The sequence below is a fragment of the Streptomyces sp. NBC_00986 genome (genome assembly GCF_045162565.1).
In the GTDB taxonomy this organism is placed as follows: domain Bacteria; phylum Actinomycetota; class Actinomycetes; order Streptomycetales; family Streptomycetaceae; genus Streptomyces.
The window spans coordinates 6,542,056-6,566,578 of the sequence record NZ_CP108733.1 but is presented as its reverse complement, the minus strand read 5'-3'; the positions used below and the strand labels follow the sequence as shown (position 1 = coordinate 6,566,578).

General features: G+C 69.9%; 25 protein-coding genes. 9 read left to right on the top strand and 16 right to left on the bottom strand.

The window, feature by feature from the left end; translation table 11 throughout:
* Nucleotides 1–6: 6 nt before the first annotated feature.
* Together OG504_RS29385 and OG504_RS29380 are read left to right on the top strand one after the other, a co-directional pair.
* Complete coding sequence (locus OG504_RS29385; protein ID WP_327403119.1) at nucleotides 7–462, top strand: hypothetical protein; 456 nt, start codon at nucleotides 7–9, stop codon at nucleotides 460–462.
* 96 nt (nucleotides 463–558) lie between these two features.
* Complete coding sequence (locus tag OG504_RS29380) at nucleotides 559–1,290, top strand: NDP-sugar synthase (RefSeq protein WP_405992495.1); 732 nt, start codon at nucleotides 559–561, stop codon at nucleotides 1,288–1,290.
* Between the two features lie 166 nt (nucleotides 1,291–1,456).
* On the opposite strand, the gene OG504_RS29375 is transcribed toward OG504_RS29380, so the two are convergent.
* From OG504_RS29375 to OG504_RS29350, 6 genes are all read right to left on the bottom strand, one after another.
* Nucleotides 1,457–3,064, bottom strand: a complete 1,608-nt coding sequence (locus tag OG504_RS29375; protein WP_405992494.1) for a DoxX family membrane protein — start codon at nucleotides 3,062–3,064, stop codon at nucleotides 1,457–1,459.
* A gap of 118 nt (nucleotides 3,065–3,182) precedes the next feature.
* On the bottom strand, nucleotides 3,183–4,124 hold the full coding sequence (rlmB, locus tag OG504_RS29370; protein ID WP_405992493.1) for a 23S rRNA (guanosine(2251)-2'-O)-methyltransferase RlmB: 942 nt from the start codon (nucleotides 4,122–4,124) through the stop codon (nucleotides 3,183–3,185).
* A gap of 144 nt (nucleotides 4,125–4,268) precedes the next feature.
* Entirely contained in the window at nucleotides 4,269–5,672 is a 1,404-nt protein-coding gene (gene cysS, locus OG504_RS29365) for a cysteine--tRNA ligase (RefSeq protein ID WP_405992492.1), read from the bottom strand.
* Between the two features lie 114 nt (nucleotides 5,673–5,786).
* Nucleotides 5,787–6,281 carry a 2-C-methyl-D-erythritol 2,4-cyclodiphosphate synthase gene (gene ispF, locus OG504_RS29360; RefSeq protein ID WP_405992491.1) on the bottom strand — a complete coding sequence of 165 codons (495 nt, stop codon included), beginning with the start codon at nucleotides 6,279–6,281 and terminating at the stop codon, nucleotides 5,787–5,789.
* Nucleotides 6,271–7,023, bottom strand: a complete 753-nt coding sequence (gene ispD / locus OG504_RS29355; protein ID WP_405992490.1) for a 2-C-methyl-D-erythritol 4-phosphate cytidylyltransferase — start codon at nucleotides 7,021–7,023, stop codon at nucleotides 6,271–6,273. Before ispD ends, ispF begins: the two co-directional genes overlap by 11 nt.
* A 312-nt stretch (nucleotides 7,024–7,335) precedes the next feature.
* Nucleotides 7,336–7,818 (bottom strand): CarD family transcriptional regulator, encoded by a 483-nt coding sequence (locus OG504_RS29350; RefSeq protein WP_003953493.1) that lies wholly within the window; start codon nucleotides 7,816–7,818, stop codon nucleotides 7,336–7,338.
* A gap of 588 nt (nucleotides 7,819–8,406) precedes the next feature.
* Between OG504_RS29350 and OG504_RS29345 the strand changes: the two genes are divergently transcribed.
* Nucleotides 8,407–9,066, top strand: coding sequence for a copper chaperone PCu(A)C (locus OG504_RS29345; RefSeq protein ID WP_405992489.1), 660 nt, complete (start codon nucleotides 8,407–8,409; stop codon nucleotides 9,064–9,066).
* Between the two features lie 93 nt (nucleotides 9,067–9,159).
* Here the strand turns inward: OG504_RS29345 and OG504_RS29340 are convergent, their stop codons facing one another.
* Both OG504_RS29340 and OG504_RS29335 read right to left on the bottom strand, forming a co-directional pair.
* Nucleotides 9,160–9,840 (bottom strand): response regulator transcription factor, encoded by a 681-nt coding sequence (locus OG504_RS29340; RefSeq protein WP_009340348.1) that lies wholly within the window; start codon nucleotides 9,838–9,840, stop codon nucleotides 9,160–9,162.
* Complete coding sequence (locus OG504_RS29335) at nucleotides 9,837–11,090, bottom strand: sensor histidine kinase (protein ID WP_405992488.1); 1,254 nt, start codon at nucleotides 11,088–11,090, stop codon at nucleotides 9,837–9,839. The genes OG504_RS29340 and OG504_RS29335 overlap by 4 nt, the downstream gene beginning before the upstream one ends.
* Before the next feature lie 229 nt (nucleotides 11,091–11,319).
* Here OG504_RS29335 and phoU point away from each other — a divergent pair, with 229 nt between their 5' ends.
* The 4 genes from phoU (at nucleotide 11,320) to OG504_RS29315 (ending at nucleotide 14,296) form a co-directional block, all read left to right on the top strand.
* A complete protein-coding gene (phoU, locus tag OG504_RS29330) occupies nucleotides 11,320–12,009 on the top strand; it encodes a phosphate signaling complex protein PhoU (protein WP_327403110.1) in 690 nt (229 codons plus the stop codon).
* A 196-nt stretch (nucleotides 12,010–12,205) separates the two neighbouring features.
* Complete coding sequence (locus tag OG504_RS29325) at nucleotides 12,206–12,361, top strand: hypothetical protein (RefSeq protein ID WP_019062518.1); 156 nt, start codon at nucleotides 12,206–12,208, stop codon at nucleotides 12,359–12,361.
* Nucleotides 12,362–12,472: 111 nt separating this feature from the next.
* Nucleotides 12,473–12,721, top strand: coding sequence for an SCO4226 family nickel-binding protein (locus tag OG504_RS29320; protein WP_327403109.1), 249 nt, complete (start codon nucleotides 12,473–12,475; stop codon nucleotides 12,719–12,721).
* Nucleotides 12,722–12,919: 198 nt separating this feature from the next.
* On the top strand, nucleotides 12,920–14,296 hold the full coding sequence (locus OG504_RS29315) for a S8 family serine peptidase (RefSeq protein ID WP_405992487.1): 1,377 nt from the start codon (nucleotides 12,920–12,922) through the stop codon (nucleotides 14,294–14,296).
* A gap of 99 nt (nucleotides 14,297–14,395) precedes the next feature.
* Here the strand turns inward: OG504_RS29315 and OG504_RS29310 are convergent, their stop codons facing one another.
* Both OG504_RS29310 and OG504_RS29305 read right to left on the bottom strand, forming a co-directional pair.
* On the bottom strand, nucleotides 14,396–14,941 hold the full coding sequence (locus tag OG504_RS29310; protein ID WP_405992486.1) for a hypothetical protein: 546 nt from the start codon (nucleotides 14,939–14,941) through the stop codon (nucleotides 14,396–14,398).
* 305 nt (nucleotides 14,942–15,246) lie between these two features.
* Nucleotides 15,247–16,632 carry a macro domain-containing protein gene (locus OG504_RS29305; protein WP_405992485.1) on the bottom strand — a complete coding sequence of 462 codons (1,386 nt, stop codon included), beginning with the start codon at nucleotides 16,630–16,632 and terminating at the stop codon, nucleotides 15,247–15,249.
* 104 nt (nucleotides 16,633–16,736) lie between these two features.
* On the opposite strand from OG504_RS29305, the gene OG504_RS29300 reads away from it, so the two are divergent.
* Nucleotides 16,737–17,621, top strand: coding sequence for a macro domain-containing protein (locus OG504_RS29300; protein WP_405992484.1), 885 nt, complete (start codon nucleotides 16,737–16,739; stop codon nucleotides 17,619–17,621).
* An 81-nt stretch (nucleotides 17,622–17,702) separates the two neighbouring features.
* Here OG504_RS29300 and OG504_RS29295 read toward each other — a convergent pair whose 3' ends face one another.
* From OG504_RS29295 to OG504_RS29280, 4 genes are all read right to left on the bottom strand, one after another.
* Nucleotides 17,703–18,410 carry a TIR domain-containing protein gene (locus tag OG504_RS29295; RefSeq protein WP_405992483.1) on the bottom strand — a complete coding sequence of 236 codons (708 nt, stop codon included), beginning with the start codon at nucleotides 18,408–18,410 and terminating at the stop codon, nucleotides 17,703–17,705.
* 5 nt (nucleotides 18,411–18,415) lie between these two features.
* The gene (locus OG504_RS29290; protein ID WP_405992482.1) at nucleotides 18,416–20,017 is read right to left on the bottom strand and encodes a hypothetical protein; all 1,602 of its coding nucleotides are present in this window, start codon (nucleotides 20,015–20,017) and stop codon (nucleotides 18,416–18,418) included.
* A 31-nt stretch (nucleotides 20,018–20,048) separates the two neighbouring features.
* Nucleotides 20,049–20,753: a hypothetical protein gene (locus OG504_RS29285; RefSeq protein ID WP_405992481.1), complete on the bottom strand. Its 705-nt coding sequence runs from the start codon at nucleotides 20,751–20,753 to the stop codon at nucleotides 20,049–20,051.
* A gap of 270 nt (nucleotides 20,754–21,023) precedes the next feature.
* Entirely contained in the window at nucleotides 21,024–21,785 is a 762-nt protein-coding gene (locus OG504_RS29280; RefSeq protein ID WP_033281273.1) for a phosphoglyceromutase, read from the bottom strand.
* Between the two features lie 169 nt (nucleotides 21,786–21,954).
* Between OG504_RS29280 and OG504_RS29275 the strand changes: the two genes are divergently transcribed.
* Nucleotides 21,955–23,313 carry an MDR family MFS transporter gene (locus OG504_RS29275; RefSeq protein WP_405992480.1) on the top strand — a complete coding sequence of 453 codons (1,359 nt, stop codon included), beginning with the start codon at nucleotides 21,955–21,957 and terminating at the stop codon, nucleotides 23,311–23,313.
* Between the two features lie 70 nt (nucleotides 23,314–23,383).
* Here the strand turns inward: OG504_RS29275 and OG504_RS29270 are convergent, their stop codons facing one another.
* Complete coding sequence (locus OG504_RS29270) at nucleotides 23,384–23,953, bottom strand: DinB family protein (protein ID WP_405992479.1); 570 nt, start codon at nucleotides 23,951–23,953, stop codon at nucleotides 23,384–23,386.
* 66 nt (nucleotides 23,954–24,019) lie between these two features.
* Nucleotides 24,020–24,490 carry a DUF2000 family protein gene (locus OG504_RS29265; protein WP_405992478.1) on the bottom strand — a complete coding sequence of 157 codons (471 nt, stop codon included), beginning with the start codon at nucleotides 24,488–24,490 and terminating at the stop codon, nucleotides 24,020–24,022.
* Nucleotides 24,491–24,523 lie beyond the last annotated feature (33 nt).

The window sequence follows — 24,523 nt, the reverse complement described above, 5'->3', positions numbered from 1 at the left end:
ACACGCGTGAAGCACTCCAATAACCAACAGCCGCGACGCGGCCGGGGCCCCGCCCGCCGGGTCGGCCGCACGCTCGCCCTCGTCCTGCCCGTCGTCATGGTGCTCTCCGGGACCCTCGCGGTCACCCGGGTCAACTGGTCGGGGAGCCCCTCCAGCTCGATGCTCACCGCGACGGACGTCACGGCGGCCGGAGCCTCCTCGCGGGCCGCCGCACGCGCCCCGCAGGACATCCTGCGCGACCAGCTCATGACCGAGCTCCAGGACAAGAACCCCGGCGTCGTCCTGACGCACCTCCAGGAGGCGGTGAACGGCCACCCGTCGCTCGCCACGCACTGCACCTCCATCGCCCGCGCACTGGGCCGCGCCGCGGTCCGTATCTACGGCGCCGCACGCGCCCAGTCCTACGCCCGCCCCGTGTGCGACACCGCGTTCGCCTCCGGGGTCATGGCCGCGCACAGCTGACCGGAGCCGGTGCCCGGAGTAGGAGGTCGGTAACGGCTGATTAAGGAACGGTTGCAGCCGAAAGATGCGGTGGGGCCGCCACGTACAGTTCGGGTCATGACCGATCCGAACGCCGCGTCGCGCCCCACCCAAGCCGTGATCCTGGCCGGTGGCCAGGGATCCCGGCTGCGCCCGTACACCGACGACCGGCCCAAGCCGATGGTCGAGATCCCCGGCACGGGGACGCCGATCATCGGCCACCAGCTCGTCTGGCTCGCCGAGGAGGGCGTGACCGACGTGGTGGTCAGCTGCGGGCATCTCGCGGAGGTGCTGCAGGACTGGCTGAAGTCGGCCGATCTGCCGGTCGAGGTGACCACGGTCGTCGAGACGGAGCCGCTGGGCCGTGGTGGTGGGCTCAAGTACGCCGCCGCGCACCTGCCGCGGCCGGACAGCGCCTGGTACGCCACCAACGGCGACATCTGGACCCGTTTCTCGCTGCGCGACATGGCGGACTTCCACGCCGAGCGCGACGCCGTCGCCACGATCGCGCTGGCTCGGCCGCGGATTCCTTGGGGGGCCGTGCAGACCGACGGCTTCGGGCGGGTCACGGACTTCATCGAGTCGCCGCCGACGCAGTACGCGATCAATGCGGGGGTGTACGTCTTCTCGCCCGAGTTCGCTGGGCTGTTGCCGGAGCGGGGGGATCACGAGCGGACGACTTTCCCTCACCTCGCGCGTGAGCGGCGGTTGGCCGGGTTCCCTATTCCGCAGGGGGCTTACTGGCGGGCCATCGATACCGCGAAGGATCTACGGGAAGCCGCCAAGGAGCTTGCTGCGCTGGGGCGTTGACGGTCGGTCAGGTTGTGTTTCGGGTGCCGGTCCGCTGTGGCTGGTCGCGCAGTTTCCCGCGCCCCTAAAAAAAACCGCGGGCCCGCACTAGAAAGTGCGGGCCCGCTTGGTGTTCCCGGAGGTCAGCCGGTGGGCGACTGCTTCAACAAGCCCCCCACCGGCCCAGTTACCCCAACAGGCCGCCCACCAGGCCCGGCTGGCCGGAGGAGGATGAACCCCCGGTGCTGGAGCCGCCGTTGGAGCCGGTGCCGCCGCTCGTACCGCCGCTGGACGTGGGTCCGGAGGTGGTACTGGGGGCCTGGCCGGCCGGGGAGGACTGCTGGGGCTGGGTGCGGCCCGCGGTGCCCTGGGTCTGGCTGGGGGCACCGCTGGTGGCCGTACCGGAGGAGGAGCGGGTCGCGCCCGGGGTCGTCGCGGCGCCCGACGGCTTGGCCGAAGTGGCGTGCTGGGACGGGGACTTGGACGCCCTGGGGCTGCTGCTGTGGCTCTTGGTCGGTTCGCCGGGGAGCGGGGCGCCCGGCAGTTCGTTGCGCGGGGCCTCGCCGGGGCCGGGGACGACCACGCGGCTGGAGTCGCGGACCGCGCCGCCGAGCAGGGAGCCGACGAGCAGGGTGAGGCCGATGGAGACGGCCGTGACGAGGGCGCCGCGGCGCAGCACGTAGCGACGCAGCTCCCAGATGTCGGCGCGGGGTCCGAGGCGCCGCCAGGCGCTGCCCGCGAGGCGGCCGTCGACGGAGTAGACGGGGGCGCCCGCGATGATCAGCGGGGACCACGCGGCGAGATAGATGATGTCGGGGGCGTCGTAGGCCGGGACGGTCTTCCAGCTGACCGTGACGATCAGTGCCGCCGAGAGCAGCGCGCCGAAGACCGCGGCGACCCGCTGCCACAGGCCCAGGATCGTGAGGACGCCCACGATGACCTGTGCGAAGGCGATGACGAGCCCGGAGCCGACGGGGTGCTGGAGCGCGAACTGCCGTAGTGGCTCGGCGACTTCCCACGGGTGGAGGGTGTTGAGCCACTTCACCATGGAGCCGCGCTTGCCGCCGTCGAAGTAGACGGGGTCGCACAGCTTGCCCATGCCGGCGTAGATGGAGATGAAGCCGAGGAAGATGCGGAGCGGGAGGAGGACGACCCCGAGGTTCATCCGGCGGCCCGGGTAATAGGCGTGCCGTACGGGCTCGTTGGAGTTGCGCCGGGTGCGGCGCTCCTGTTCCGCGCTCTCGAAGTCCTCGAACTCCGGGTCCCCGTAGGCGGGTTCGTCGTAGGCGCTGCCCACCGTCCGCATGGGCGGCAGGAGTCGGGTCTCGCCGGTGTCGTGATCGCCGCCGCGCTGGGCGCCGACGACCGGGGTCTCGATGGTCTGCGCGGTCAGCTCGTCGTCGTAACCGCCGCTGTCGATACGGGGGATGACCTGCGTGGCTCCGGCGTCGCCGGCCGGCTCGTCGCCGTGGCGGACGCCCGTGCCGCGCACGGCCTGGAGCAGCCGGTGGGCGCCGGTGTCGTCCGGTGCGGACTTGCCGCTCCAGACGACGGGCCGGCGACGCGCGCCGGCGGCGGGGATCCGGCCGGGGGCCTCGGTGGCGCTCAGGTGCCGTGCGATCCGCGGCGACGGGGGACGCGACGAGGCGCCCAACTGCACGCGGAAGCTCGCATGATTGACGATGATCTGCGCCGGATCGCTCGGCACCTTCACCATGCTCAGCGCGGGAGCGTCGTCGAAGCCCGACGGGCCGTCCCCCGTGGGTGTGCGGGGTGTTCTGGTGTCCACACTCATCTAACCGAGTGACGTGTGTTTAGGACACTGCTTTGACTCGCCGGAAGTGTCCGGACCGCGTCAAGCGTGTGCCCGGCGCCCAGATTGCCCCAAGTGGGGGACGGTGCCGAACGTCCGTTCAGGAGCGCTTGCGTGCCGCCTCGTAGAGCACAATTCCCGCCGCCACACCGGCGTTGAGGGATTCCCCGCCGCCGGGCATCGGGATCCGGACCCTGAAGTCGCAGGTCTCGCCCACGAGTCGGGACAGGCCCTTGCCCTCGCTGCCGACCACGATGACCACCGGGCCTTCCAGCGCGGCGAGTTCACCGACCTCGGTGTCACCGTCGGCCGCGAGACCGACGATCGCGAGGCCCGCCTTCTTGTACGCCTCCAGGGCGCGCGTCAGGTTGGTGGCGCGGGCGACGGGCGTACGCGCGGCGGCACCGGCCGACGTCTTCCAGGCACCGGCCGTCATGCCGGCCGCGCGCCGCTCGGGCACGAGGACGCCGTGCCCGCCGAAGGCGGAGGCCGAGCGGACGATCGCGCCGAGGTTGCGCGGGTCGGTCACCCCGTCGAGAGCGACGATCAGCGGGTCCTCGCCCTTGTCGTAGGCCGCGTTGGCGAGGTCCTCGGCGTGCGCGTACTCGTACGCCGGGACCTGGAGGACCATGCCCTGGTGGTTGAGGCCGTTCGTCATGCGGTCCAGCTCGGGGCGCGGGGCCTCCATGAGGTGGACGCCGCCGCGCTCGGCGACGAGCTGGAGCGCCTCGCGGACCCGCTCGTCGTTGTCGATGAACTGCTGGACGTAGAGCGTGACCGCCGGGACGCCCTCGCGCAGCGCCTCCACGACCGGGTTGCGGCCGACGACCATCTCGGACGTGCCCTTGCCGCCACGGCCGCGCGGCGCGGGACGGCGCTGGACCTGCTTGGCCTTGGAGTTGGCGATGCGGTTCTTCTTGTGGCCCTTGCGCGCCTCGGCGGGCGGGGTGGGGCCCTTGCCTTCGAGGCCCCTGCGCCGCTGGCCGCCACTGCCGACCTGCGCGCCCTTCTTGCCGGACATGCGGCGGTTGTTGGCTGCCATGACCTACCTGTCTGTGTGATCCGTCTTGGAGTGCGGTGAATACGTACGTCTATGCAGTGTGCCGCCCGGGAGGCCGGGCGGCACAGTCGATCTTCGTTGACCGGGTGCGATCAAGGTGCGATCGGGGTTGTGATCGGGGTGGGTTCAGCGGGGGCCGAGGGTCCAGCGCGGGCCCTGCGGGCCGTCCTCGATGTTGAGTCCGGACTGGTTGAGCTGGTCGCGGATGCCGTCGGCGGTGGCCCAGTCCTTACGGCCCCGGGCGGCCTCGCGCTGGTCGAGGACCATGCGGACCAGGGTGTCGACGACCCCGTGCAGGTCTTCACCCCGGTCGCCGCCCTCGCCGATCCAGTGCGGGTCGAGCGGGTCGAGTCCGAGGACCCCGAGCATGGCGCGCACCTCGGCGAGCCGCGCCACGGCGGCTTCCTTGTCGTCGGCGGCGAGGGCGGAATTCCCCTGCCGGACGGTGGTGTGTACGACGGCGAGCGCCTGCGGAACGCCCAGGTCGTCGTCCATCGCCTCGGCGAAGGCCGGCGGCACCTCGGCGGCGGGCTCGACGACTCCCCCGGCCTTCTCGACGACCCGCTGCACGAAGCCCTCGATCCGCGCGAACGCGGACTCCGCCTCGCGCAGGGCCTCCTCGCTGTACTCGATCATCGAGCGGTAGTGCGGGGTGCCCAGGTAGTAGCGCAGGACGATCGGGCGCCAGCGCTTGACCATCTCGGAGACGAGGACGCTGTTGCCGAGCGACTTCGACATCTTCTCGCCGCTCATGGTGACCCAGGCGTTGTGCACCCAGTACTGCGCGAAGTCGTCTCCGTAGCCCTTGGCCTGGGCGATCTCGTTCTCGTGGTGCGGGAAGATCAGGTCGAGGCCGCCGCCGTGGATGTCGAAGGCGGGGCCCAGGTACTTGTGCGCCATCGCCGAGCACTCCAGGTGCCAGCCGGGGCGCCCGCGGCCCCACGGGGTCTCCCAGTCGGGCTCGCCCGGCTTGGTCGCCTTCCACATCGCGAAGTCGCGCGGGTCGCGTTTGCCGGTGATGCCGTCCTCGGGGGGCTGGCGGAGGTCGTCGATGTCCTGGTTCGACAGCTCCAGGTAGTCCGGGTACGAGCGCACGTCGAAGTAGACGCTGCCGTCGGCCTCGTACGCGTGACCGCGCTCGATCAGCCCGCGCATCATCTCGATCATCTCGGGGACGTGGCCGGTCGCTCGCGGTTCGTACGTCGGCGGGAGGCAGCCGAGTGCGGTGTAACCGTCGTTGAACGCGCGCTCGTTCTCGTACCCGATCGACCACCAAGGGCGGCCCTGTTCGCGGGACTTGGTGATGATCTTGTCGTCGATGTCCGTGACGTTGCGGATGAACGTGACGTCGTAGCCGCGGTGTTCGAACCAGCGGCGGAGGATGTCGAAGTTCAGGCCCGAGCGGATGTGGCCGATGTGGGGGGCGGCCTGCACGGTGGCGCCACAGAGGTAGATCGAGACACAGCCCGCTGCGAGCGGGGTGAAGTCGCGAATCTGCCGGGCGCTGGTGTCGTACAGGCGAATGGTCACGGTACAAGGGTAGTGGGCGTTGCCCTGTGCCTCAGACGGTTGGGTTGTTTGTTGTCTGCGGGCCCGGTGGGGGCTGGTCGCGCAGTTCCCCGCGCCCCTGAAACGCCGACCCAGTCAAGCGTGTTTCACCACCAGGGCGGTCGCCACTGCCATGAGGCCCTCGTCCCTCCCCGGGAAGCCGAGACCGTCCGTTGTTGCTCCCGATACCGAGACGGGAGCCCCTGCCGCCTCCGACAACAACTTCTGGGCCTCATCTCGCCTCTTGCCGATCTTTGGCCTCGGGCCGATCACCTGAACCGCCACGTTGCCGATCGTGAAGCCTGCCTCGCGGACGATCCTCGCGGCCTCTGTCAGGAGGGTGACCCCGGATGCGCCCGACCACTCGGGGCGGCCGGTGCCGAAGTGTTGGCCCAGGTCGCCGAGGCCGGCGGCGGAGAAGAGGGCGTTGCAGGCCGCGTGGGCCACGACGTCCGCGTCGGAGTGGCCGGCCAGGCCCGGGCCCTCTCCCTCCCACTTCAGGCCGGCGCACCACAGGTCGCGGCCCTCCTCGAAGGCGTGGATGTCGGTGCCGATGCCTACCTGGGGCAAGGGGTACGTCTCAGAAGCCATCGTTCAGCCTCCTGCGGGTCAGGACCGCCTCCGCCAGGACCAGGTCCAGGGGGCGGGTCACCTTGAAGGCCTCCTCGTGACCCGGGACGACCACGACGGTCAGGCCCAACTGTTCGACCATGCTCGCGTCGTCGGTGACGTTGTCGGTGACCGTTTCGTGGGCGTGGACCAGGGTCGCGCGGTCGAAGCCCTGGGGGGTCTGTACGGCGCGGAGGCGGGCGCGTTCCGGGGTGGCCACGACCGGTTCCGGCGCGCCCGGGGTCTCGGCCGGCTCGACTTCCTTGACCGTGTCGGCGAGGGGCAGGGCCGGGACCACGGCGGGGGCTCCGTCGCGTACGGCCTCGATGACCGCGTCGACCGTGTCGACCGGGACGAGCGGGCGGGCCGCGTCGTGGACGAGGACGATGTCGTAGCCGGGCGGCAGGGCGTCCAGGCCGAGCTTCACGGATTCCTGGCGGGAGTCGCCGCCGGGGACGACCAGGAAGTCGGTGCGGTCCGGGAGGGCGTGCGCGGCCAGGAGGGTCTTGACCTCGGCCGCGCCGTCGGGCGGGGCCACTACGACGACCAGGGAGACCGCGCGGGACGCGGCCAGGGCGCGGATCGCGTGGATCAGCATGGGGGTGCCGTTCAGCGCGCGGAGCGCTTTGGGGGCGCCCGGGCCGAGGCGTACACCCCGGCCGGCGGCCGGAATCACGGCGGCGACGGAGGACTGCGCCTGCGAAGAGCGCGAATCGTCAGACATCGGTTCCTGTCAGGTTTGTGTGCTCGACCTACGTGGGTATGGCCTCAGGAGTGCCGGGCGCGACGCCTTGACCGGACCCTTCCGTGACACCGGTCGAGCCAGCTGCCCGGGCCCGGCACACCATTATCGGGGGATGTCTCTCCGGCGTTCGACAGAGTCACAGAGTCGGAGTTCTCGACCTCGGCGAAGTCACAGTCGGTGTCGGCGCCGGAAAAATTTCCCCGAACATGCCGAAGCGCCCGGCGACAAGGGAGCTGTCATCGGGCACCACGGCATTTCAGTGTGCTGAGCAGGGCGTACCAGTCGCCTGCGTCAGGACGCGAGAACCTCGTCGAGCAGGGCCTCGGCCTTGTCCTCGTTCGTGTTCTCCGCGAGCGCGAGCTCACTCACCAGGATCTGGCGAGCCTTGGCGAGCATGCGCTTCTCACCTGCGGAGAGTCCGCGCTCGCGCTCACGACGCCACAGGTCACGGACGACTTCCGCGACCTTGATGACATCGCCGGAGGCGAGCTTCTCCAGATTTGCCTTGTAACGACGCGACCAGTTCGTGGGCTCCTCGGCATACGGAGCGCGCAGCACCTCGAAGACCCGGTCCAGCCCGTCCTGACCGACCACATCACGTACGCCGACGAACTCCGCATTGTCCGCTGGCACACGCACCGTCAGGTCACCCTGAGCGACCTTCAGCACCAAATAGGTCTTGTCCACGCCTTTGATCTGGCGAGTTTCGATAGCCTCGATCAGCGCGGCCCCGTGATGGGGATAGACCACGGTGTCGCCAACCTTGAACGTCATGTGACAGGTACCCCTTCCGTGGCTATCCAGGGTAACACGGAAACTGCGGGTTCTGAATGGCGTTTTCGCAGGTCAGAGCGCATCTCGGGGCTTGACAACAGCAACAGGAACGTGCTGCGGAGGCCGAGCGGAAGAGGGTATTCGCAGGTCGGAGCGGCTCTCCGGGCGAGGTGAAACGCGTACGTTACACACATCCGAAGGCGCCTCCAAGCGGACGAACGTCCCCAAATGTCTGGTTCCAAGTGCTCGACTTCCGCTACTCCGTTCGGTGGCCGGAGCCCGGTGCGAGACGAATCCGGAATTGATCACCGAAGCCCGTCGAGATGCCGGTGATCAATTATCCGGGGCGCCGTGCATTCTTCACCGAAAATCCGCCGACGGACGTCTGAGCTGCTTATGTGAATGCCGGACGAGTGCCGGTCGCAAGTGACCCACGAGTCACTTGAGGCACATGGGTACCCGGTTGAGGGAGGGTCGGGTGCGGTGGTGCGGGAACGGCTCGGTAACCTAAGGCCGCTGACAGACACTTAGGGCGGCTTTATTCGGGAGTCGCCCTGCTCCGCCCACGTTCAAGGAGTAGCCGCCGCCGTGAGCAGCAGCCTTCGACGCGGCGCCCTCGCCGCCGCCACCATCGCGTTCTCGATCGCCTCCCTCGCCGCGTGCGGTGCCGGCAACGACGCACAGACGCTGGAGGTCAAGCCGGACAACGCGGCCGTCTCCGTCGGCACCATCAAGGTGCAGAACGCGCTCGTCATCACCCAGCCCCTCGCCGAGACCGGCGCCGCGGCCTCGGGCCCCGCGGTGATCTCCGCGACCCTGTTCAACACCGGCGCCAAGGCCCAGACCCTGGACTCCGTCAGCGTCGACGGCGCCGGCACGGCCGCGCTCACCCCCGCCAAGGGCAAGGGCAAGCTGGTCGTCCCGGCCGGCGGCTCGCTCGTCCTGGGCGGCAAGGGCAACGCCTCCGCGGCGCTGGCCACCCCCGGCGACAGCCTCCAGGACGGCAACGCCCAGAAGGTCACCTTCACCTTCAGCACGACCGGTGCCGTGAGCCTGAGCGCGTTCGTCGTCCCGGCCGACAGCTACTTCACCAAGTGGGGCCCGACCTCGATCCCCTCGACCCCGGCCGCGGGCGCCACCGCGACCACCTCCGGCTCGCCGAAGCCGGGCAAGAGCACGTCGGCCACCCCGACCGACGCGGCCTCCGCGAGCGCGACGGCCACGGAGTCGGCCACGACCACCGGCTGAGCAGCCGTAGTACGACACGACGAAGGGCGGGACCTCGCGGAGAGGTCCCGCCCTTCGTCGTACGCAGGCAGTGCTTAAGGCCTGGTGGTCGGTTTACGGCTCGAACTTGTAGCCCAGGCCACGCACCGTCACCAGGTAGCGCGGCGCGCCCGGGTCGGGCTCGATCTTGGCGCGGAGGCGCTTGACGTGGACGTCGAGGGTCTTGGTGTCGCCCACGTAGTCCGCGCCCCAGACCCGGTCGATGAGCTGCATGCGGGTCAGTACGCGGCCCGCGTTGCGCAGGAGCATCTCCAGCAGGTCGAACTCCTTGAGGGGCAGGTCGACCTTGGAGCCGGAGACCGTGACCACGTGGCGATCCACGTCCATGCGGACCGGACCTGCCTCGAGGGCGGCCGGGGTGACCTCCTCGGGCTCGCCGCGGCGGCGCAGGACGGCCCGGATACGGGCGACGAGCTCGCGGGACGAGAAGGGCTTGGTGACGTAGTCATCGGCTCCTATTTCCAGGCCTACGACCTTGTCGATCTCACTGTCCTTGGCCGTCACCATGATGACCGGGACGTTGGAGCGGCCGCGCAGCTGGCGGCAGACCTCCGTGCCGGGGAGCCCCGGCAGCATCAGGTCGAGCAGGACGAGGTCGGCGCCGTTGCGCTCGAACTCGTCGAGTCCGTCGGGCCCGGTGGTCGCGATGGCGACCTCGAAGCCCTCCTTGCGGAGCATGTACGACAGGGCGTCGGAGAAGGACTCCTCGTCCTCGACGACGAGCACTCGGGTCACGGAAGGACCTCCGGGGCGGGAAGCGGTTCGTACGGGGATGGTTCAGGGGACGCCTCGACCTCGTCGTCGAGGTCGGGGTGCTGGTGGGCACGGTCGCGGGCCGCACCCGCCTCCGGCAGCCTCAGGGTGAACGTGGAGCCCTGTCCCTCGGAGCTCCACACCGTGACCTCCCCGCCGTGCGAGGCGGCCACGTGCTTGACGATCGCCAGTCCGAGACCCGTACCGCCGGTGGCCCGTGAGCGGGCCGGGTCGACACGGTAGAAGCGCTCGAACACGCGCTCCTTGTCCTTCTCGGAGATGCCGATGCCCTGGTCGGTGACGGCGACCTCGATGTGGTCGCCGCCGCCCGCGGTGACCCGGCGTGCGGCTATGCCGACGCGGGTGCGGGCGGGCGAGTAGTTGACGGCGTTCTCGACCAGGTTTCCGAGGGCGGCGGCCAGTTGGCCCCGGTTCCCGTAGACATGCAGGTCGGCGGTGCCGCCGGCGGCCATGGTGATCTGCTTGGTGCCGGCCTGGTGCCGGCAGCGGTCGATGGCCTCGGCGACGAGTTCGTCGACGCGGACGGGTTCGGCGTCTTCGAGGGGGTCGTCGTTCTGGACCCGCGACAGGTCGATGAGCTCCTGCACGAGGTTGGTCAGGCGCGTGGCCTCGATCTGCATCCGTCCGGCGAAACGCTCCACCGCCTCAGGATCGTCGGAGGCGTCCATGACCGCCTCCGAGAGGAGGGAGAGCGCGCCGACCGGGGTCTTCAGTTCGTGGCTGACATTCGCCACGAAGTCACGTCGTACGGCCTCGATACGGCGGGCCTCGGTGAGGTCCTCGACGAGGAGCAGGACGAGCCGGGAGCCGAGCGGCGCCACCCGGGCGGAGACCGCGAGGGCCTCCCCGCGGCCGGTGCCGCGCCGGGGCAGATCCAGCTCCACCTGGCGTATCTCGCCGTCGCGCCGGGTGTCCCGGGCCATCTGGAGCATCGGGTCGACGGAGAGTTTCCCGCCGCGGACCAGTCCGAGGGCGTACGCCGCCGAGCTGGCCTTGACCACGGCGTCCGCCTCGTCGAGGACGACGGCCGAGGAGCGGAGCACCGAGAGCACGGTGTCCACACCCGGCGGAAGCACCGGGTCCGTATGCAGGGAGGTCCTGGTCGGTCGCTTCTGGTCGCGTTCGCTCCAGCGGAACGCCAGCATGGCGATGACACCGGTGAGTACCCCGGCGATCGCTGCCGCTGCGGCGACCGCCGCGTTCACGTCCATGCCCCCAGGTTAGGCATGGGATACCTCCTGGCCACAGCCATCGGAGTGCGACCTCGAACACTCGTCGCCCAGAGTTCACCTTGGAGCCAGTATTGATTCATTTGGGGTGGCGTAAACCGTCGCGTAGGAGCGGGAACGTGGGAGCGTGGGGTGGAAGGGCCGGTTTTTAGTCACACCGACAGGCCCAGGGCCCCGGAGCCCCCGAAGCAACGTAGGAGAGGGAACCCTGATGCGGGACGCGTACCACGAGGAACTTGACTCGATCGGCGACGGTCTGGTGGAGATGGCCCGGCTGGCCGGGTCGGCGATCGGACGCGCCACGACGGCCATCCTGGACTCCGATCTGAAGCTGGCCGAGAGCGTCATCGAGGCCGACAAGAAGGTCGACGACCTCCAGCACGACCTCGAAGCCCGGGCCATAGCCCTGCTGGCCCGGCAGCAGCCGGTGGCGACGGACCTGCGCATCGTCGTCACGTCGCTGCGCATGTCGGCCGACCTGGAGCGCTCCGGCGACCTCGCCCAGCACGTGGCGAAGCTCGCCCGGCTCCGCTTCCCCGAGCGGGCCGTACCGCACGACCTGCACGCGACCATCCTGGAGATGGGCCAGCTCGCCCAGCGGCTGATGGCCAAGGCGGCCGAGGTCATCATCACGAAGGACGTCGACCTCGCGCTCCAGCTGGAGCAGGACGACGACGCGATGGACCTCCTCCACCGCACGCTCTTCCAGCACCTGCTGGACGACAAGTGGAAGCACGGCATCGAGACCGCGGTCGACGTGACGCTGCTCGGCCGCTACTACGAGCGCTTCGCCGACCACGCGGTCTCGGTCGCGAAGCGTGTGGTGTTCCTGGTGACGGGCGAGCACGCGGACGAGCTGCAGCCGGACATCCAGCCGGTGACGGGTGCGGAGGGCGCGTAGCTCTCCGTCTCCGCTCGGTCGGGGGGTCGCTGGAAGCCGGGGTCTTTTCTAACCACTGTCACGACCTGTGACCAGTTAGAAAAGACCCCGGCCTGCGGAAGGTACCGGGGGCTTGCGGGGAAGCCTCAATGCGCCGTTGATGCGCCCGGCGAAGCGGGCATCCAATGGGCACAGGCACCAGCCTCTAGGAGGACCCATGGCCGAATCCCCCGCCACGACGCCGGACCCGACGCAGGAGCGCGAGACGCAGCAGCCCGCCGAGATCAAGAGCCTCCCGCTCTTCGGCGCCTGCGGTTGCGGCTCGGGCTGCGGCTGCGGGTGCCAGTCCGGCAATCCGTGCCAGTGCGGCTGACCGCCGCCTGACTCCCGGAGGGGCCTCGGTGCTACGGCGCCGGGGCCCCTTCGTCGTGCCGCGAGCGGCGTACGGGCGCAGCATGGAAGGAACGGAAGGAGGTGCGCGGTCATGGCTCAGTACATGGACGTACATCACGGAATGAAGGGCATCACGGCCGACCAGTTGATGGAGGCCCACAAGGCGGATCTCGCCGTGGAGAAGGACGAGGGTGTCCACTTCGAGCGGGCCTGGGCGGATCCGGAGACCGGGACCGTCTACTGCCTGTCGGAGGCGCCGTCGCCCGAGGCGGTCCAGCGCGTCCACGAACGCGCGGGGCACCGGGCGGACGAGGTGCACGCGGTGCCGTACTCGATCTGAGGGCCGACAGCCGGCCGCGGCCTGAGTCAACAGGTCGGATCGGCAGGGGTGTTCGAGTCTTTGGTGCTGTTTGGGCAAAGGGTTCGGCATCGACAGTTCAACAGTCTTGTCCTGTGCATGTCTCACTCGATGAGATGCGCGGAGACTACTTCGCCCGGCTGACGGCCGGGCGGACTCCGCAGCACTCTGGGGGGATTCATGCGCATAGCCCGCACGAGACTGAACATCGCCGCTGCCACGGCCGCCACCGCAGGCCTCGCCGTCGCCGCGCTGGCGACCGCCCCGCTGGGCGGTGTCGCCGGCGCCGCGCCCGCCGCCGTACCGCGGACGAAGGCGATACCGGCGATCACCGGGCACACCCTCGCGCGCGACGTGCCGACCCCGCTCTCCAGCGCGGAGTGCGAGGCCAAGTGGCAGATCGCGTGCTACAACCCGCTGCAGTACCGCACCGCGTACAACCTCAACTCGCTTTACAAGAAGGGCATCACGGGCAAGGGGCGGACGATCGTCATCGTGGACTCGTTCGGTTCGCCGACGATCCAGCACGATCTCGACACGTACAGCAAGCAGTTCGGCATGCACAGCGCCAAGGTGAACGTCGTGAAGTGGGGCAAGGTCCCGGTCTTCGACCCGACGAACGCGGACATGACCGGCTGGGCGGGCGAGACCACCCTGGACGTCGAGATGGCGCACGCGGTCGCGCCCGACGCGAAGATCGTGCTGGTGGAGACGGCGGTCGCCGAGACCGAGGGCGTCACCGGGCTGCCGGAGATGATGGACGCCGAGAAGTACCTGATCGACCACGGCGTCGGCGACGTCATCACGCAGAGCTTCGGCGCCACCGAGAACACCTTCCCCGGCTTCGACCAGGGCGACTTCTCCAGCATCAAGAAGCTGCGCTACGCCTTCGAGGCCGCCAACCGCAAGCACGTGACCGTCCTCGCCTCCTCCGGCGACGGCGGCGCCACCGACTACAACGCGGACGGCTCGGCCTTCTACGACAAGCCCGTCAACTCCTGGCCCTCATCCGACCCGCTGGTCACGTCGATCGGCGGCACGCAGCTGCACCTGAACGACAAGGGCGACCGCGTCACGCCGGACAGCGTCTACAACGACTACGGCGCGGGCGGCGGTGGCCAGTCCCACGTGTTCGCCCGCCCGTCCTTCCAGAACGGCGTGAAGAGCATCGTCGGCACCCAGCGCGCCACCCCCGACGTCTCGATGGCCGCGGCGGTCAACGGCGGCGCGTGGACGTACTCCAGCTTCGACCCGACGGCCGTCGGCTGGGACGTCTACGGCGGCACGAGCGAGGCCAGCCCGCTCTTCTCGGGCATCATCGCCCTCGCGGACCAGGCGGCGGGACACCGGGTCGGCAACATCAACTCGGCGCTGTACGCGCTCGCGAAGCACGGCGCCAAGGGCAACGGCATCGTCGACGTGAACGACGGCACGAACAACACGTACGCGGGCGTGACCGGTTACACCGCGGTCAACGGCTACGACATGGCGACCGGCGTGGGCACGGTGGACGCGCTGCGGTTCGTCCCGGCGCTGGCGCGGGCCAGCCGACGCTGACCCGTCCCATCCCATCCCGTCTTGAGACGGCCCAGGCGCAACTCGCCTGGGCCGTCCGCCTGTTCACACGTTTCAGACGCCTCAGACGCCTCAGACGCCTCAGACGCTGATGGACTGGGCGTAGCCGACCTGGTTGAGGACGTACACGACCTGGTTGCGGGACTGCACCGGGATCATCGTGGCGTGGTGCCGACCGCCGCTGTTGACGCTGACCTGCACGAAGCCGGTGGTGACGCGTTCCTTCATCAGGAGGAACAGCAGCCCGACGAAACAGAGCAGGAAGAACAGGATCGCCAGCACGATCGCGTGCGGCGGAATCCGCTCCTCCGTACGGGACATGTCCGTGGCCGTCCACACCGCGCCCCTGAGCGGCATCGTCCCGGCGGGGCTCACGATGGTGTCACCGTTGACCGCGATGTCGCCGAGGGTCAACACCGGCGCCCCGATGGGTGGTTGGGGCTGGGGCTGTTGCTGTGCGTACGGCTGCGGCACGGCTTGCGGGTAGCCGTAGACGGGAGCCGGGGCGGTCGCGGGATAGCCGTAGGCGCCCTCGGCGTAGGGACCGCCGGGCGGGGTGGAGTAGGGGTTCTGGCCGGGCTGTCCGGGCGGCTGTTCCGGAGGTGGTCCGGGGTACTGGTTCGCCATGGGTGCTCTTCCCCCCGAGAGTGCGTATGGACGTTCATCCTCCCGCTCGGTCACGTCCCGTATCTACGTAATGACAAGAAATAACCACGTGAGCAGCCGCTCCGCCTCGTCGGAATCGGATCGGAAGCGGATGGTGGCTACCCGCGGAAGCGGTGGGAGCGGTGCACTGAGGTCCGGTGAGGCCGGGTGGCGGTGGCGGGCCAGGAACCGGTGGGCGAGGCCGCATGGGGGAGCCGGAGATGCGGAGGAACCTGTCGGGACGGGGGCTGGACGCCCACAACTGCCCGGCCTCACCTTGGAGTTGGTCACTCCGGCCGGTCGTCCAGGTCCGGGACCAGTTCGTGGAAGCGCCGTTCGACCGGGGAGAGATCGGTGCTGGCCAGGTCCTCCGGGCGGATCACTATGCGGAGTTCGGGTGTGAGCGCGGGGTGCAGACGGCACGCGGCGATGAACGAGTCGACGATCAGGCCCACGAGCTGGCCCCTGTCGAGGTCCGTCACCCGGGCCAGCCCGGAACCGACGAGCGGGACGGCGACCGGTCTGAACAGACCGTGCACGGCCACCGAGGCCCAGAGGTGGTCCAGGCTCGCGCGCAGATCCTCGTTCCCGGACCTGGCCACGAGGTCGTTGCCGAGCCGCGAATAGGCGACCGCGAAGATCCGGCGGCCGTCGACGGGTACGGCGACGGTCGTCCCCACCGGGTAACGGACCCGCCGGCCGCGGGGCTTGGCCCGCGCGCTCTCCGTGCCGACGGCCCGCACGGTACGCAGCCCGGTCTTCAACTTGTCGTCCAGCAGGCGGCGTCGGCCGCCGAAGAGCCGGTCGACCAGCTGGCTCTGGACGCTGTCGCGGCTGATGACGATGTCCTGGTCGGTCTCCGTGTCGAAGGTGTCGGTGAAGCCGACCACCAGATTGCAGTCCGTCTGCTCGAACAAGTCGCCCCGGACCAGGACGACATCGGCCCGCTGACCGGGCAACGGGACTCTGTGGCGCAGCAGTTCGGCACCGTGGCGGGCGCGGAGCGCGGCGCGCAGGGTGTCCAGGACGCGGGCGGCGTCGAGATCGTCGGGATGGTCGCGGACGATCAGCTCGGCGACCGGCAGCGCGAGGTCGGGGCGGCCCAAGTCGGCCTGGACCCGGACCAGTTCGCGGCGGGCGGAGTCCAGCAGGGCGGTGAGACGGCGGATGAAGGGGTCCGCGAAGTTCTCGCCGTTGACCTCGGCCAGCGGCCGCCCCCGGACCAGGGCCAGCGCCTCGGCCAGCTCATGGGCGGCGGTCGCGGGCGGGGCGAGGAGGGCGCTGCCGACGACCGCCGTGAACCGCGCGCTGTCCAGCTCCTCGGGCCGCAGCACCAGGCGGTAGGCGGTCTCCGGGCCGTGCACGGTGACCTGCTGCTCGGTGCGCAGGACACGGGCCGCGGTGCCGTCCTGGACGGGGTCGAGAGCGCGCCGCAGTTCCAGCACGCGCTTCTGCACCTCGTTGCGATTGCGCTGGTCCAGATGGCGCGGGCCGTCCGCCAACCCCCATACGTCCCGGCGCAGTTGACGCACCGGCACGGCCTCGCCCTCGGCGGCCACCAGGCGGACCAGCAGCCGGGTGGTCAACGGTGTCAGCCGGACCGGGATCCCGTCGACGTCGAGCCGGACCGGCCCCAGCACTCTGACCTGAATGCGCGCTTGTCCATCGGCCACCCGCGTCGCCCCCGCCGCGTTCCTGTATCGCTGTGTCGCTCTGCTTCATCACTCTGCGTCACCGATAAGTGACCAGCAGATTATCATGATGTCCTGGAGGAACCGTGTTTTCTCGATTTCTACGGTTCTACGGCACCGGACGTGCACGCAGGATTTTCGCGCGCAGCACGATGGTGGCATTCGGCGGAATATCCGCGGTCCTTCAGTTCGTCGGGCAGTTCTTCCCCCGCAGCTTTCCCGATCCCGGCACGGTCACGGTGGTGTCCGTGGCGGCCTGCCTGCTGTGGGGGCTGGGCCAGGCGCGTCCGGTGCCGCGGGTGGAGCAGGTGTTCCGGCGCCCCGACCTCACGGTGGTCGTCGAGGCGGGCGACGTGTTCGACCAGCCGGCACATCTCGTCGTCGGGTTCTGCGACACCTTCGACACCGCGTCGGCCGACGGCGAGGTCATCAACGCGGCCAGTGTGCAAGGGCAGTTGCTGCTCCGCCGGTACGAGGGTGACGTACGGCGCCTGGACGCGGAACTGGCCGCGGCGCTCGCCGGTGTCGCGCCGGTCGGGCGGGAGGAGCGGGCCCGCAAGCCGCTGGGCAAACTGGACCGGTATCCGCTCGGCACGGTGGCGGTCCTGGGTGCCCGGCCGAGGTTGGTGTTCGGCGTCGCGTACAGCCGTATCGGCAACGACTGTGTGGCCGCGTCCAGTGTGGAGGACCTCTGGCTCGGGCTCGGCCGGCTGTGGGACGCGCTGCACCGGCATGCCCAACTGGAGGCGGTGGCCATGCCGTTGGTCGGATCGGGGCTGTCCCGGCTGGACCATCTCGACCAGGACAGTCTGCTGCGGCTGATCCTGATGTCGTTCGTCGCGCGGTCCCGGGAGGGCGCGGTCTGCCGGGAGTTGCGGGTGGTGGTGCGGCCCGCCGATCTGGAGCGGATCGACCTGCGGGAGGTGGGGGCGTTCCTGAGGGTTCTGGCGTCGGGACTGGACCGCGTATAAAAAAGGGGGACGGTCGGCATGTGAAAAAAGAGGGGACGGCTCCCGAGGGCCGTCCCCTTTTCTCTTCGGTTTCCTTCCGGTTTAGGCGAGCCTGCGATACGCGGAGAGATTCCGGAAGTGCCGGGTGTCGCGCCATTCCGGTCCGCTGTCGTCGAGTTGGCAGCCGGCCAGCCTCAGCCGGGCGGAGATCTTCGCGAGGGAGGCCTCCGTGCCGTCGAACCGGATGACGTTGATGCCCGCGGTGTCGGCGACGTGCCGCAGCCGGCCGACCTCGACGATGACGGTCCGCTCGGGGTAGGCCATCAGCACCATGCCCAGCTCGATCAGGACGTTCTGCCGGGGCTGGCCGGTGAGTTGGGTCTCGTCGTCCCGCTCGCGGTTGCCGAGCAGATGCGGGTGGAGCTTGGCGACGTCGTCGGGGGTGAGCAGAACCAGGGCCGCCTGTGCCTGCGCCGGTGCGTTCATGACGACCTCGCCGAGGAAGGGCGAGGCTTTGCCGGTGGCCCGCACCAACTCCTCCCATTCCAGGGGCCGTAGGTCGAGCCGGCGCAGCAGTCCGAACATCGCCGCGCGCACCTCTTCGTCCCGGCCGTGCACGACGAAGACGCTACGGCTGCGGTCGTGACCGGCGGGCGGCGGTACGAACGGCTGCCCGGAGGTCCCCGGCTCGGCGGTCTGCGGCTCGGCGGCCGAAGTCTCGGGCGCCGCGTGGTAGTTGTAGCCGAAGCCCCTGTTCTTCCCGCCGGTGATGATCTGGTTGTTGTCCCCGAACGTATGGCCCTCGCTCATGACTACTAACCTCCTTGGTTGTCGGGCGAACTCGGGCCCGGCGGCTGGTAGTTGTACCCGAAGTTCTCGTTGTGACCGCCGAGGATCGCCTGGGAGTTGTCCCCGACGAGGATGTTGGTCTGCGCGCGGTCGTGGTCGGCGAGATCCACGTGGTGCTCGCTCAGGAACTGCCGGATGGTGTGCAGCAGCCGGCGCTCGACGATCTGGGAGTACTTCAGGGCGTCGGTCTTCTGGAAGAAGTGGTGGTAGGTGTCGCTGGTGGCCATCTCCCGGACACTGGTGAGCGCGCCGCAGTCCACCGACTGCTTGGCGTACCGCCCGAGTCGGAACTCGCTGGTGTCGACCTCCGCGCTCCCGCCGGTGAGCGTGACGGTGCTCCACCCGCCCCGCCCGGGCCGCACGAACCGCCGTACCTGCTTCGGCAGGAAGCGCCGGGGAACCAGCCGCAGCGGCCACAGCGCCAGCGCCAGGCACCAGCGCGGTACGGCCTTGACCATGTCCCACGCGACCCGTACCGCCAGCCGTCCGTCGAACGCGTCGGGCAGCCGGTCGACCAGGTGGAACTCCCTTACCAGCGGCCCGAGTACGTAGGTGTAGAACTCGGTGTGCAGGGTGTCGCCCTTGAGGTCGAAGCCGACGAAGATCGAGGTCACCAGCTCCTCGTTCCAGGAGCCGACGCGGATGCACAGGTACTCGCGGGCCGAGTCGTAGTCCTCCCGCCAGTGGACGGGCGGGAGATCGTCCATGCCGGGCAGCTGGGACCAACCGGCGCCCACCGTACGGTCGTTGGTGCGGATCGCCGTCGTGTAGCGGCGCTGCTCGACGGTCAGCCCCTCGATCCGTTCGTCCCAGCGGGCCTCGTCGCGCAGTTCCGCGCCCATCCTCCGGGCGACGTACGTGGTGATGTCGTGGACGGTGAACGGCAGGACGGGCTTGCGCTCCACCTCGTCGAGGTCGCCCCCGGACGCCTCGAACTCCTTGCGGGCGGCGAGGCGGTTCTTCGGTGCGCCGAGCAGGAGTTGGGCGTTCGCCCAGTCACGCAGGGGCTCACCGGCACCGACGAAGGGCCGGAAACCGCCGTAGAAGACCAGGCCGGTCTGGCCGGCCTGTTCGCGGTCGATCTTGCCGATCAGGGCGTCGGTGAGTCTGCCGGCGACGGGGTAGGAGCCGTCGAAGCCGCCGGCGGGGCCGGCCTCCTTCAGGCGGGTCATCAGGATGTGCAGGGTGACGACCCGGCGCAGATAGGCGGCGCCCCACAGCACCCAGAACATCAACTGGGCGGCGACGAAGGCACTCAGCGGCCCCTTGCTCATCAGCAGCAGGAGCGCGACCGCCGAGCCGGCCACAACTCCCCATTGGATACGGCGCAGTCGGCGGGCCGCGAGCGCGTGGGCGAGGACCGAGACGGCGTCGTAGCCGTACGACGGCGCGACCACTCTGAAGCGGTTCTTGAACAACTCCCGGATGACGGCCCGGCGGTAGACGGGATCGAGGTACGTGCCCGCGGACAGCAGGCGGGTGGCCTTCGTCCGCGCGTACACGCGGGGGATCTGTGGCGCTCCGGGCGGAGTGCCGGGCGGATAGCGGTGCGGTGCCTGTGTGCTCACGACGGTTCAGCGCTCCACTCGTACGGGGATGTCAGCCGATCGGGGTTGCCGTGCCATGGGTGATCACACCGTCCTCGACGGTGTAGGTGACGTTGTACGAGCGCGAAGTACCGTCCGTCTGACGGGCGTTGAGAACCAGCTGCACGAAGGTCCCCTGCACGGACACCTGACTGATGCTGTCCCGCTGGGTGTTGGCGTAGCCCTTGACGAACGCGTCGTAGTCCGCGTCGCCCAGGTTCTTGCCGCCGAGGGCCCAAGCGGTCGAGTAGTCACGGTTGTTGACCGCGGCGAAGTAGGCGTTGACGACCGCTTCCGGCTCCGCCGCCGCGCTGGTCGCCTCCTCCGTCGGGTCGCCGAGCGCGCTCCCGGGCGCGGAGGTGACCGGGTCGGAGGCGCTGTACGGGTCCGGCGCGGTGGACTGGGTGTACGGATCCGGCGCGGTGGACTGGGTGTACGGATCCGGCGCGGTGGACTGGGTGTACGCGTACGACGCGGTGGGCGGGCTGTACGGCTGAGCCTGCGCCCCGCCGCCGCTCGAGAAGGACCCGTCGACCAGCCCCAGGAGCAGAACGGCCAGCAGGGGAACCCCGATGACCGTGAGCCCCCAGGTTCGGGCGGCTCCGGCGGGCGGTATCAGCCCGCCGGCCCGGTAGGACGCCGGGGGGCTGGGCACGGCGGCGGTGGACGGCGGGTTCGGTGCGGCAGGGGTGGACGGTGGTGGTCCGAGGTCGTTCATGGGACGCTCCGACGGCATGGACGGGATGGGCTGCGCATGGAGAGGTCGGCGGGAAAACCCCGCGAAAGGCTGATTGACCCCTTGCATGCCACCAGCGGCTCCGCTTCCGCCACCAGAACCGATCCGCTTCCGATGCGCTTCCGGGGGGTTCCAGGGGCTTCACCGGGGCTCCTCCCGCCAACCTCCCCCGCGCAGCACAAAGCCCCCCACCGGAGGGAATCCGCGGGTGGGGGGCTTTGCCGGGAAGGGGGGCGCTGCGGAGAAGAGGGGCTACTTCTTCTTGCCCTGATTCTTGACCGCCTCGATCGCCGCCGCAGCCGCGTCAGGGTCCAGGTAGGTCCCGCCGGGCTTGACCGGCTTGAAGGACGCGTCGAGTTCGTAGGCCAGGGGGATGCCCGTGGGGATGTTCAGGCCCGCGATGTCGGCGTCGGAGATGCCGTCGAGGTGCTTGACCAGGGCGCGGAGGGAGTTGCCGTGGGCGGCGACCAGGACCGTGCGGCCCGCGAGGAGGTCGGGGACGATGCCGTCGTACCAGTACGGGAGCATGCGGACGACGACGTCCTTCAGGCACTCCGTGCGGGGGCGCAGCTCCGGCGGGATCGTCGCGTAGCGCGGGTCGTCCGACTGGGAGAACTCCGTGCCGTCCTCGAGGGGCGGGGGCGGGGTGTCGTAGGAGCGGCGCCAGAGCATGAACTGCTCCTCGCCGAACTCCGCGAGGGTCTGCGCCTTGTCCTTGCCCTGGAGGGCGCCGTAGTGGCGCTCGTTCAGGCGCCAGCTGCGGTGGACGGGGATCCAGTGGCGGTCCGCGGCCTCCAGCGACAGCTGCGCCGTGCGGATCGCGCGCTTCTGGAGGGACGTGTGGACCACGTCGGGGAGCAGGCCGGCGTCCTTGAGCAGCTCACCGCCGCGGACCGCCTCCTTCTCGCCCTTCTCGTTCAGGTTCACGTCCACCCAGCCGGTGAACAGGTTCTTCGCGTTCCACTCGCTCTCGCCGTGGCGGAGGAGGATCAGCTTGTACGGTGCGTCGGCCATGCCTCAGAGCGTAATCCACGCATTCGGGCCACCGCCTGGCGCCTGCCTCCCAGCCCCACAGTTGACGGCTTCTGTTAATTGAGTGGTCCACCGAGTCGCCCCGTTCGTAAGTTGTGCTCGCGGCCGTAGCCGCTTACAGGCCAGCTGCCCGACCGTGGGGGAACCATCCATGTCACTCGCCGCCCTGAGACGCGCCGCCCGGGAAACCGTCTCCGGCCTCCCCCGCGAGTTCTGGTGGCTGTGGACCAGCACCCTCGTCAACCGGCTCGGCGCGTTCGTCTCGACGTTCATGGCCCTGTACCTGACCCTCGACCGCGGCTACTCCGCCACCTACGCCGGTCTCGTCGCCTCCCTCTACGGCCTCGGCGGCGTCGTCTCCTCCATCGGCTCGGGCGTGCTCACCGACCGCATCGGCCGCCGCCCCACCCTCCTCATCGCGCAGTCGTCGACCGCCGCGTCCGTGGCCCTGCTCGGCTTCATGCACGACCCCGTCGCCATCGCCGCCGTAGCGTGCCTCGTCGGAGCGGCCAGCAACGCGTCCCGCCCGGCCGTGCAGGCGATGATGGCCGACATCGTGCGCCCCGAGGACCGTATCCGCGCGTTCTCGCTCAACTACTGGGCCATCAACCTCGGCTTCGCCATCTCCTCGATGGCCGCCGGGTTCATCGCCGAGGTCAGCTACCGCGCCGGGTTCCTGCTGGAGGCCGGGATGACGGCGGTCTGCGCGGTCGTCGTGTTCCTACGGCTGCCCGAGTCCCGGCCCAGCGTCGCGGCGGACGGCAGCAAGGGGGCGGCCGACGCGGTCGGGCTCGGGACCGTTCTGCGCGACGGGCGGTTCATGAGCGTCGTAGGACTGTCCTTCCTCGTCGCCCTCGTCTTCCAGCAGGGCTCGGTCGGACTGCCGGTCGCGATGGGCGAGGCCGGTTTCACGCCCGCCGACTACGGCACCGCGATCGCCGTCAACGGCTTCCTCATCGTCGCCCTCCAGATCCCGGTCACCCGCCTCATCGAACACCGCGACGCCAAGCGGCTGTTGGTGGTCTCGTCGATCCTCGCGGGCTACGGCTTCGGGCTCACCGCGTTCGCCGGCTCGGTCGGTGTCTTCGCCCTCACAGTGTGCGTGTGGACCCTCGGCGAGATGATCAACGCCCCGACCCAGACGGGCCTGGTCGTCCGCCTCTCCCCGGTCCAGGGGCGCGGCCGGTACCAGGGCATGTACACCCTGTCCTGGGCGGTCGCCGCGCTGGTCGCTCCGCTGATGTCCGGGTTCGTCATCGACCGGTTCGGGGCGGAGTGGCTGTGGGGGTTGTGCGCGGTCGTGGGGACGGGGGCCGCGGTGGGGTACGGGGCGCTGATGCGGCGGGTTCCGGCGGCGGAGCCGGGCGGGGAGGCCGTGGAGGGGTTCACCGAGGTGAACGTAGAGGTGGAGGGGTTCACCGAAGTGAACGTAGAGGTGGAGGGGTTCGCCGAGGAGGCCGTCGTGCCGTCCGTCCTTCGGCCCGCTACGGAAACCACCGCCAGCTCCTGACCGGACCGGGACCGCCGATCCCGGCTTCCTCGGCCCGCACGACAACCAGGATGACCCAGTCACCGGAAAGTCATGCCCGCCGCGGTACCGCTCCGTCCTGCCAGCGGTAGAGGTCGCGCAGCAGGGAGATCTCGGCGCCGTGGTGGATCAGCTCCCTGTTGACGTGCAGGACCCTGTTCTCCATGGGAAACCGCTCGGGACCCACCGCGGGCGGATGCTCCAGGTCGGCGTCCGAGAGCTCGCGGACCCCCGCGTTCCATCTCCCGTACATCTCATCGAGCTGTTTCAGCGCCTCGTCAGCGGTCCCCGCGTAGGCGAATGTCCCGGAGTCGACGTCCTGGCCGCCGAAGTACCAACCGACCCGATAGCCCAGGCAGTCGACGATGATGTGCGCCAGCCGCCAGGCGATCGTGGTCACCGGCGCCGGCACCGGGCCAGGGGACGCGAGGTCCATCGTCCACTCCCCCGAACCTTCCGACATCGGTGCGGCCGACGTGCCACTGCCACGCGGGCGGATGCTCCAGCAGTCGCGCACCGGCTCCCAGAAGTACTCGTCATCGGTAAGACCGTCGAGCCGCGGCCGCAGGTTCTGCTGCCAGTACCAGTCCAGCTGGTCCGCGAGCCGCTCGCTTCTTGTCATGTCCGCACACTACAAACACCGGAGACCCGGCTACGACCCTCACGGACACCGTCGCCCCTCCGCTCCTCAGGGATGCATCCGCGCCCCCTTCACCACCTTGTCCACCCCGTTCCGCGGCCCGTACACAGCCAGCCCCACCACGTCCAGCCCAGCCGTGGCAACGGCCCGCACCGCCGCCCGGTTGTCGCGATCGTTGCCGGTGCCGAACAGGTCCGACGTGAAGACGGACCGGGGCAGCGCACGGCCGAGTGCCCGCCCGTGGGCCGCCACGAGGACCTCCTTCGTGGCCTCGAAGATCATCACCGGCTGCCGGAACATCGGCAGATACCGCACCCCGTCGGCGTCCTCGTACGGCTCCCCGATCACCTCGGGAACCTGTGATCCCAGGCCGCTGACCAGGAACGACGTGACGTTCAGCCGCTGCCAGGGCTCAAGGTCGTCCCGCAGGAGGACGGCGATCTTGGTGTCGAAGCGGACCGGTTCGGTGAAGGCGTCAGTGGTGCCGGGGGTCGTGTCGGCGGTCGTGTCAGTGCTCATGCATCGAGACTGCCGACCGCCCCGCGCCCCCGT

Bases quoted from the DNA above. Each gene is read 5' to 3' on its own strand.
- OG504_RS29380 (WP_405992495.1), top strand. From the start codon at position 559: ATGACCGATCCGAACGCCGCGTCGCGCCCCACCCAAGCCGTGATCCTG.
- OG504_RS29375 (WP_405992494.1), bottom strand. From the start codon at position 3,064: ATGAGTGTGGACACCAGAACACCCCGCACACCCACGGGGGACGGCCCG.
- rlmB (WP_405992493.1), bottom strand. From the start codon at position 4,124: ATGGCAGCCAACAACCGCCGCATGTCCGGCAAGAAGGGCGCGCAGGTC.
- ispF (WP_405992491.1), bottom strand. From the start codon at position 6,281: ATGGCTTCTGAGACGTACCCCTTGCCCCAGGTAGGCATCGGCACCGAC.
- ispD (WP_405992490.1), bottom strand. From the start codon at position 7,023: ATGTCTGACGATTCGCGCTCTTCGCAGGCGCAGTCCTCCGTCGCCGCC.
- OG504_RS29350 (WP_003953493.1), bottom strand. From the start codon at position 7,818: ATGACGTTCAAGGTTGGCGACACCGTGGTCTATCCCCATCACGGGGCC.
- OG504_RS29335 (WP_405992488.1), bottom strand. From the start codon at position 11,090: ATGGACGTGAACGCGGCGGTCGCCGCAGCGGCAGCGATCGCCGGGGTA.
- phoU (WP_327403110.1), top strand. From the start codon at position 11,320: ATGCGGGACGCGTACCACGAGGAACTTGACTCGATCGGCGACGGTCTG.
- OG504_RS29325 (WP_019062518.1), top strand. From the start codon at position 12,206: ATGGCCGAATCCCCCGCCACGACGCCGGACCCGACGCAGGAGCGCGAG.
- OG504_RS29320 (WP_327403109.1), top strand. From the start codon at position 12,473: ATGGCTCAGTACATGGACGTACATCACGGAATGAAGGGCATCACGGCC.
- OG504_RS29315 (WP_405992487.1), top strand. From the start codon at position 12,920: ATGCGCATAGCCCGCACGAGACTGAACATCGCCGCTGCCACGGCCGCC.
- OG504_RS29310 (WP_405992486.1), bottom strand. From the start codon at position 14,941: ATGGCGAACCAGTACCCCGGACCACCTCCGGAACAGCCGCCCGGACAG.
- OG504_RS29295 (WP_405992483.1), bottom strand. From the start codon at position 18,410: ATGAGCGAGGGCCATACGTTCGGGGACAACAACCAGATCATCACCGGC.
- OG504_RS29285 (WP_405992481.1), bottom strand. From the start codon at position 20,753: ATGAACGACCTCGGACCACCACCGTCCACCCCTGCCGCACCGAACCCG.
- OG504_RS29280 (WP_033281273.1), bottom strand. From the start codon at position 21,785: ATGGCCGACGCACCGTACAAGCTGATCCTCCTCCGCCACGGCGAGAGC.
- OG504_RS29275 (WP_405992480.1), top strand. From the start codon at position 21,955: ATGTCACTCGCCGCCCTGAGACGCGCCGCCCGGGAAACCGTCTCCGGC.
- OG504_RS29270 (WP_405992479.1), bottom strand. From the start codon at position 23,953: ATGACAAGAAGCGAGCGGCTCGCGGACCAGCTGGACTGGTACTGGCAG.
- OG504_RS29265 (WP_405992478.1), bottom strand. From the start codon at position 24,490: ATGAGCACTGACACGACCGCCGACACGACCCCCGGCACCACTGACGCC.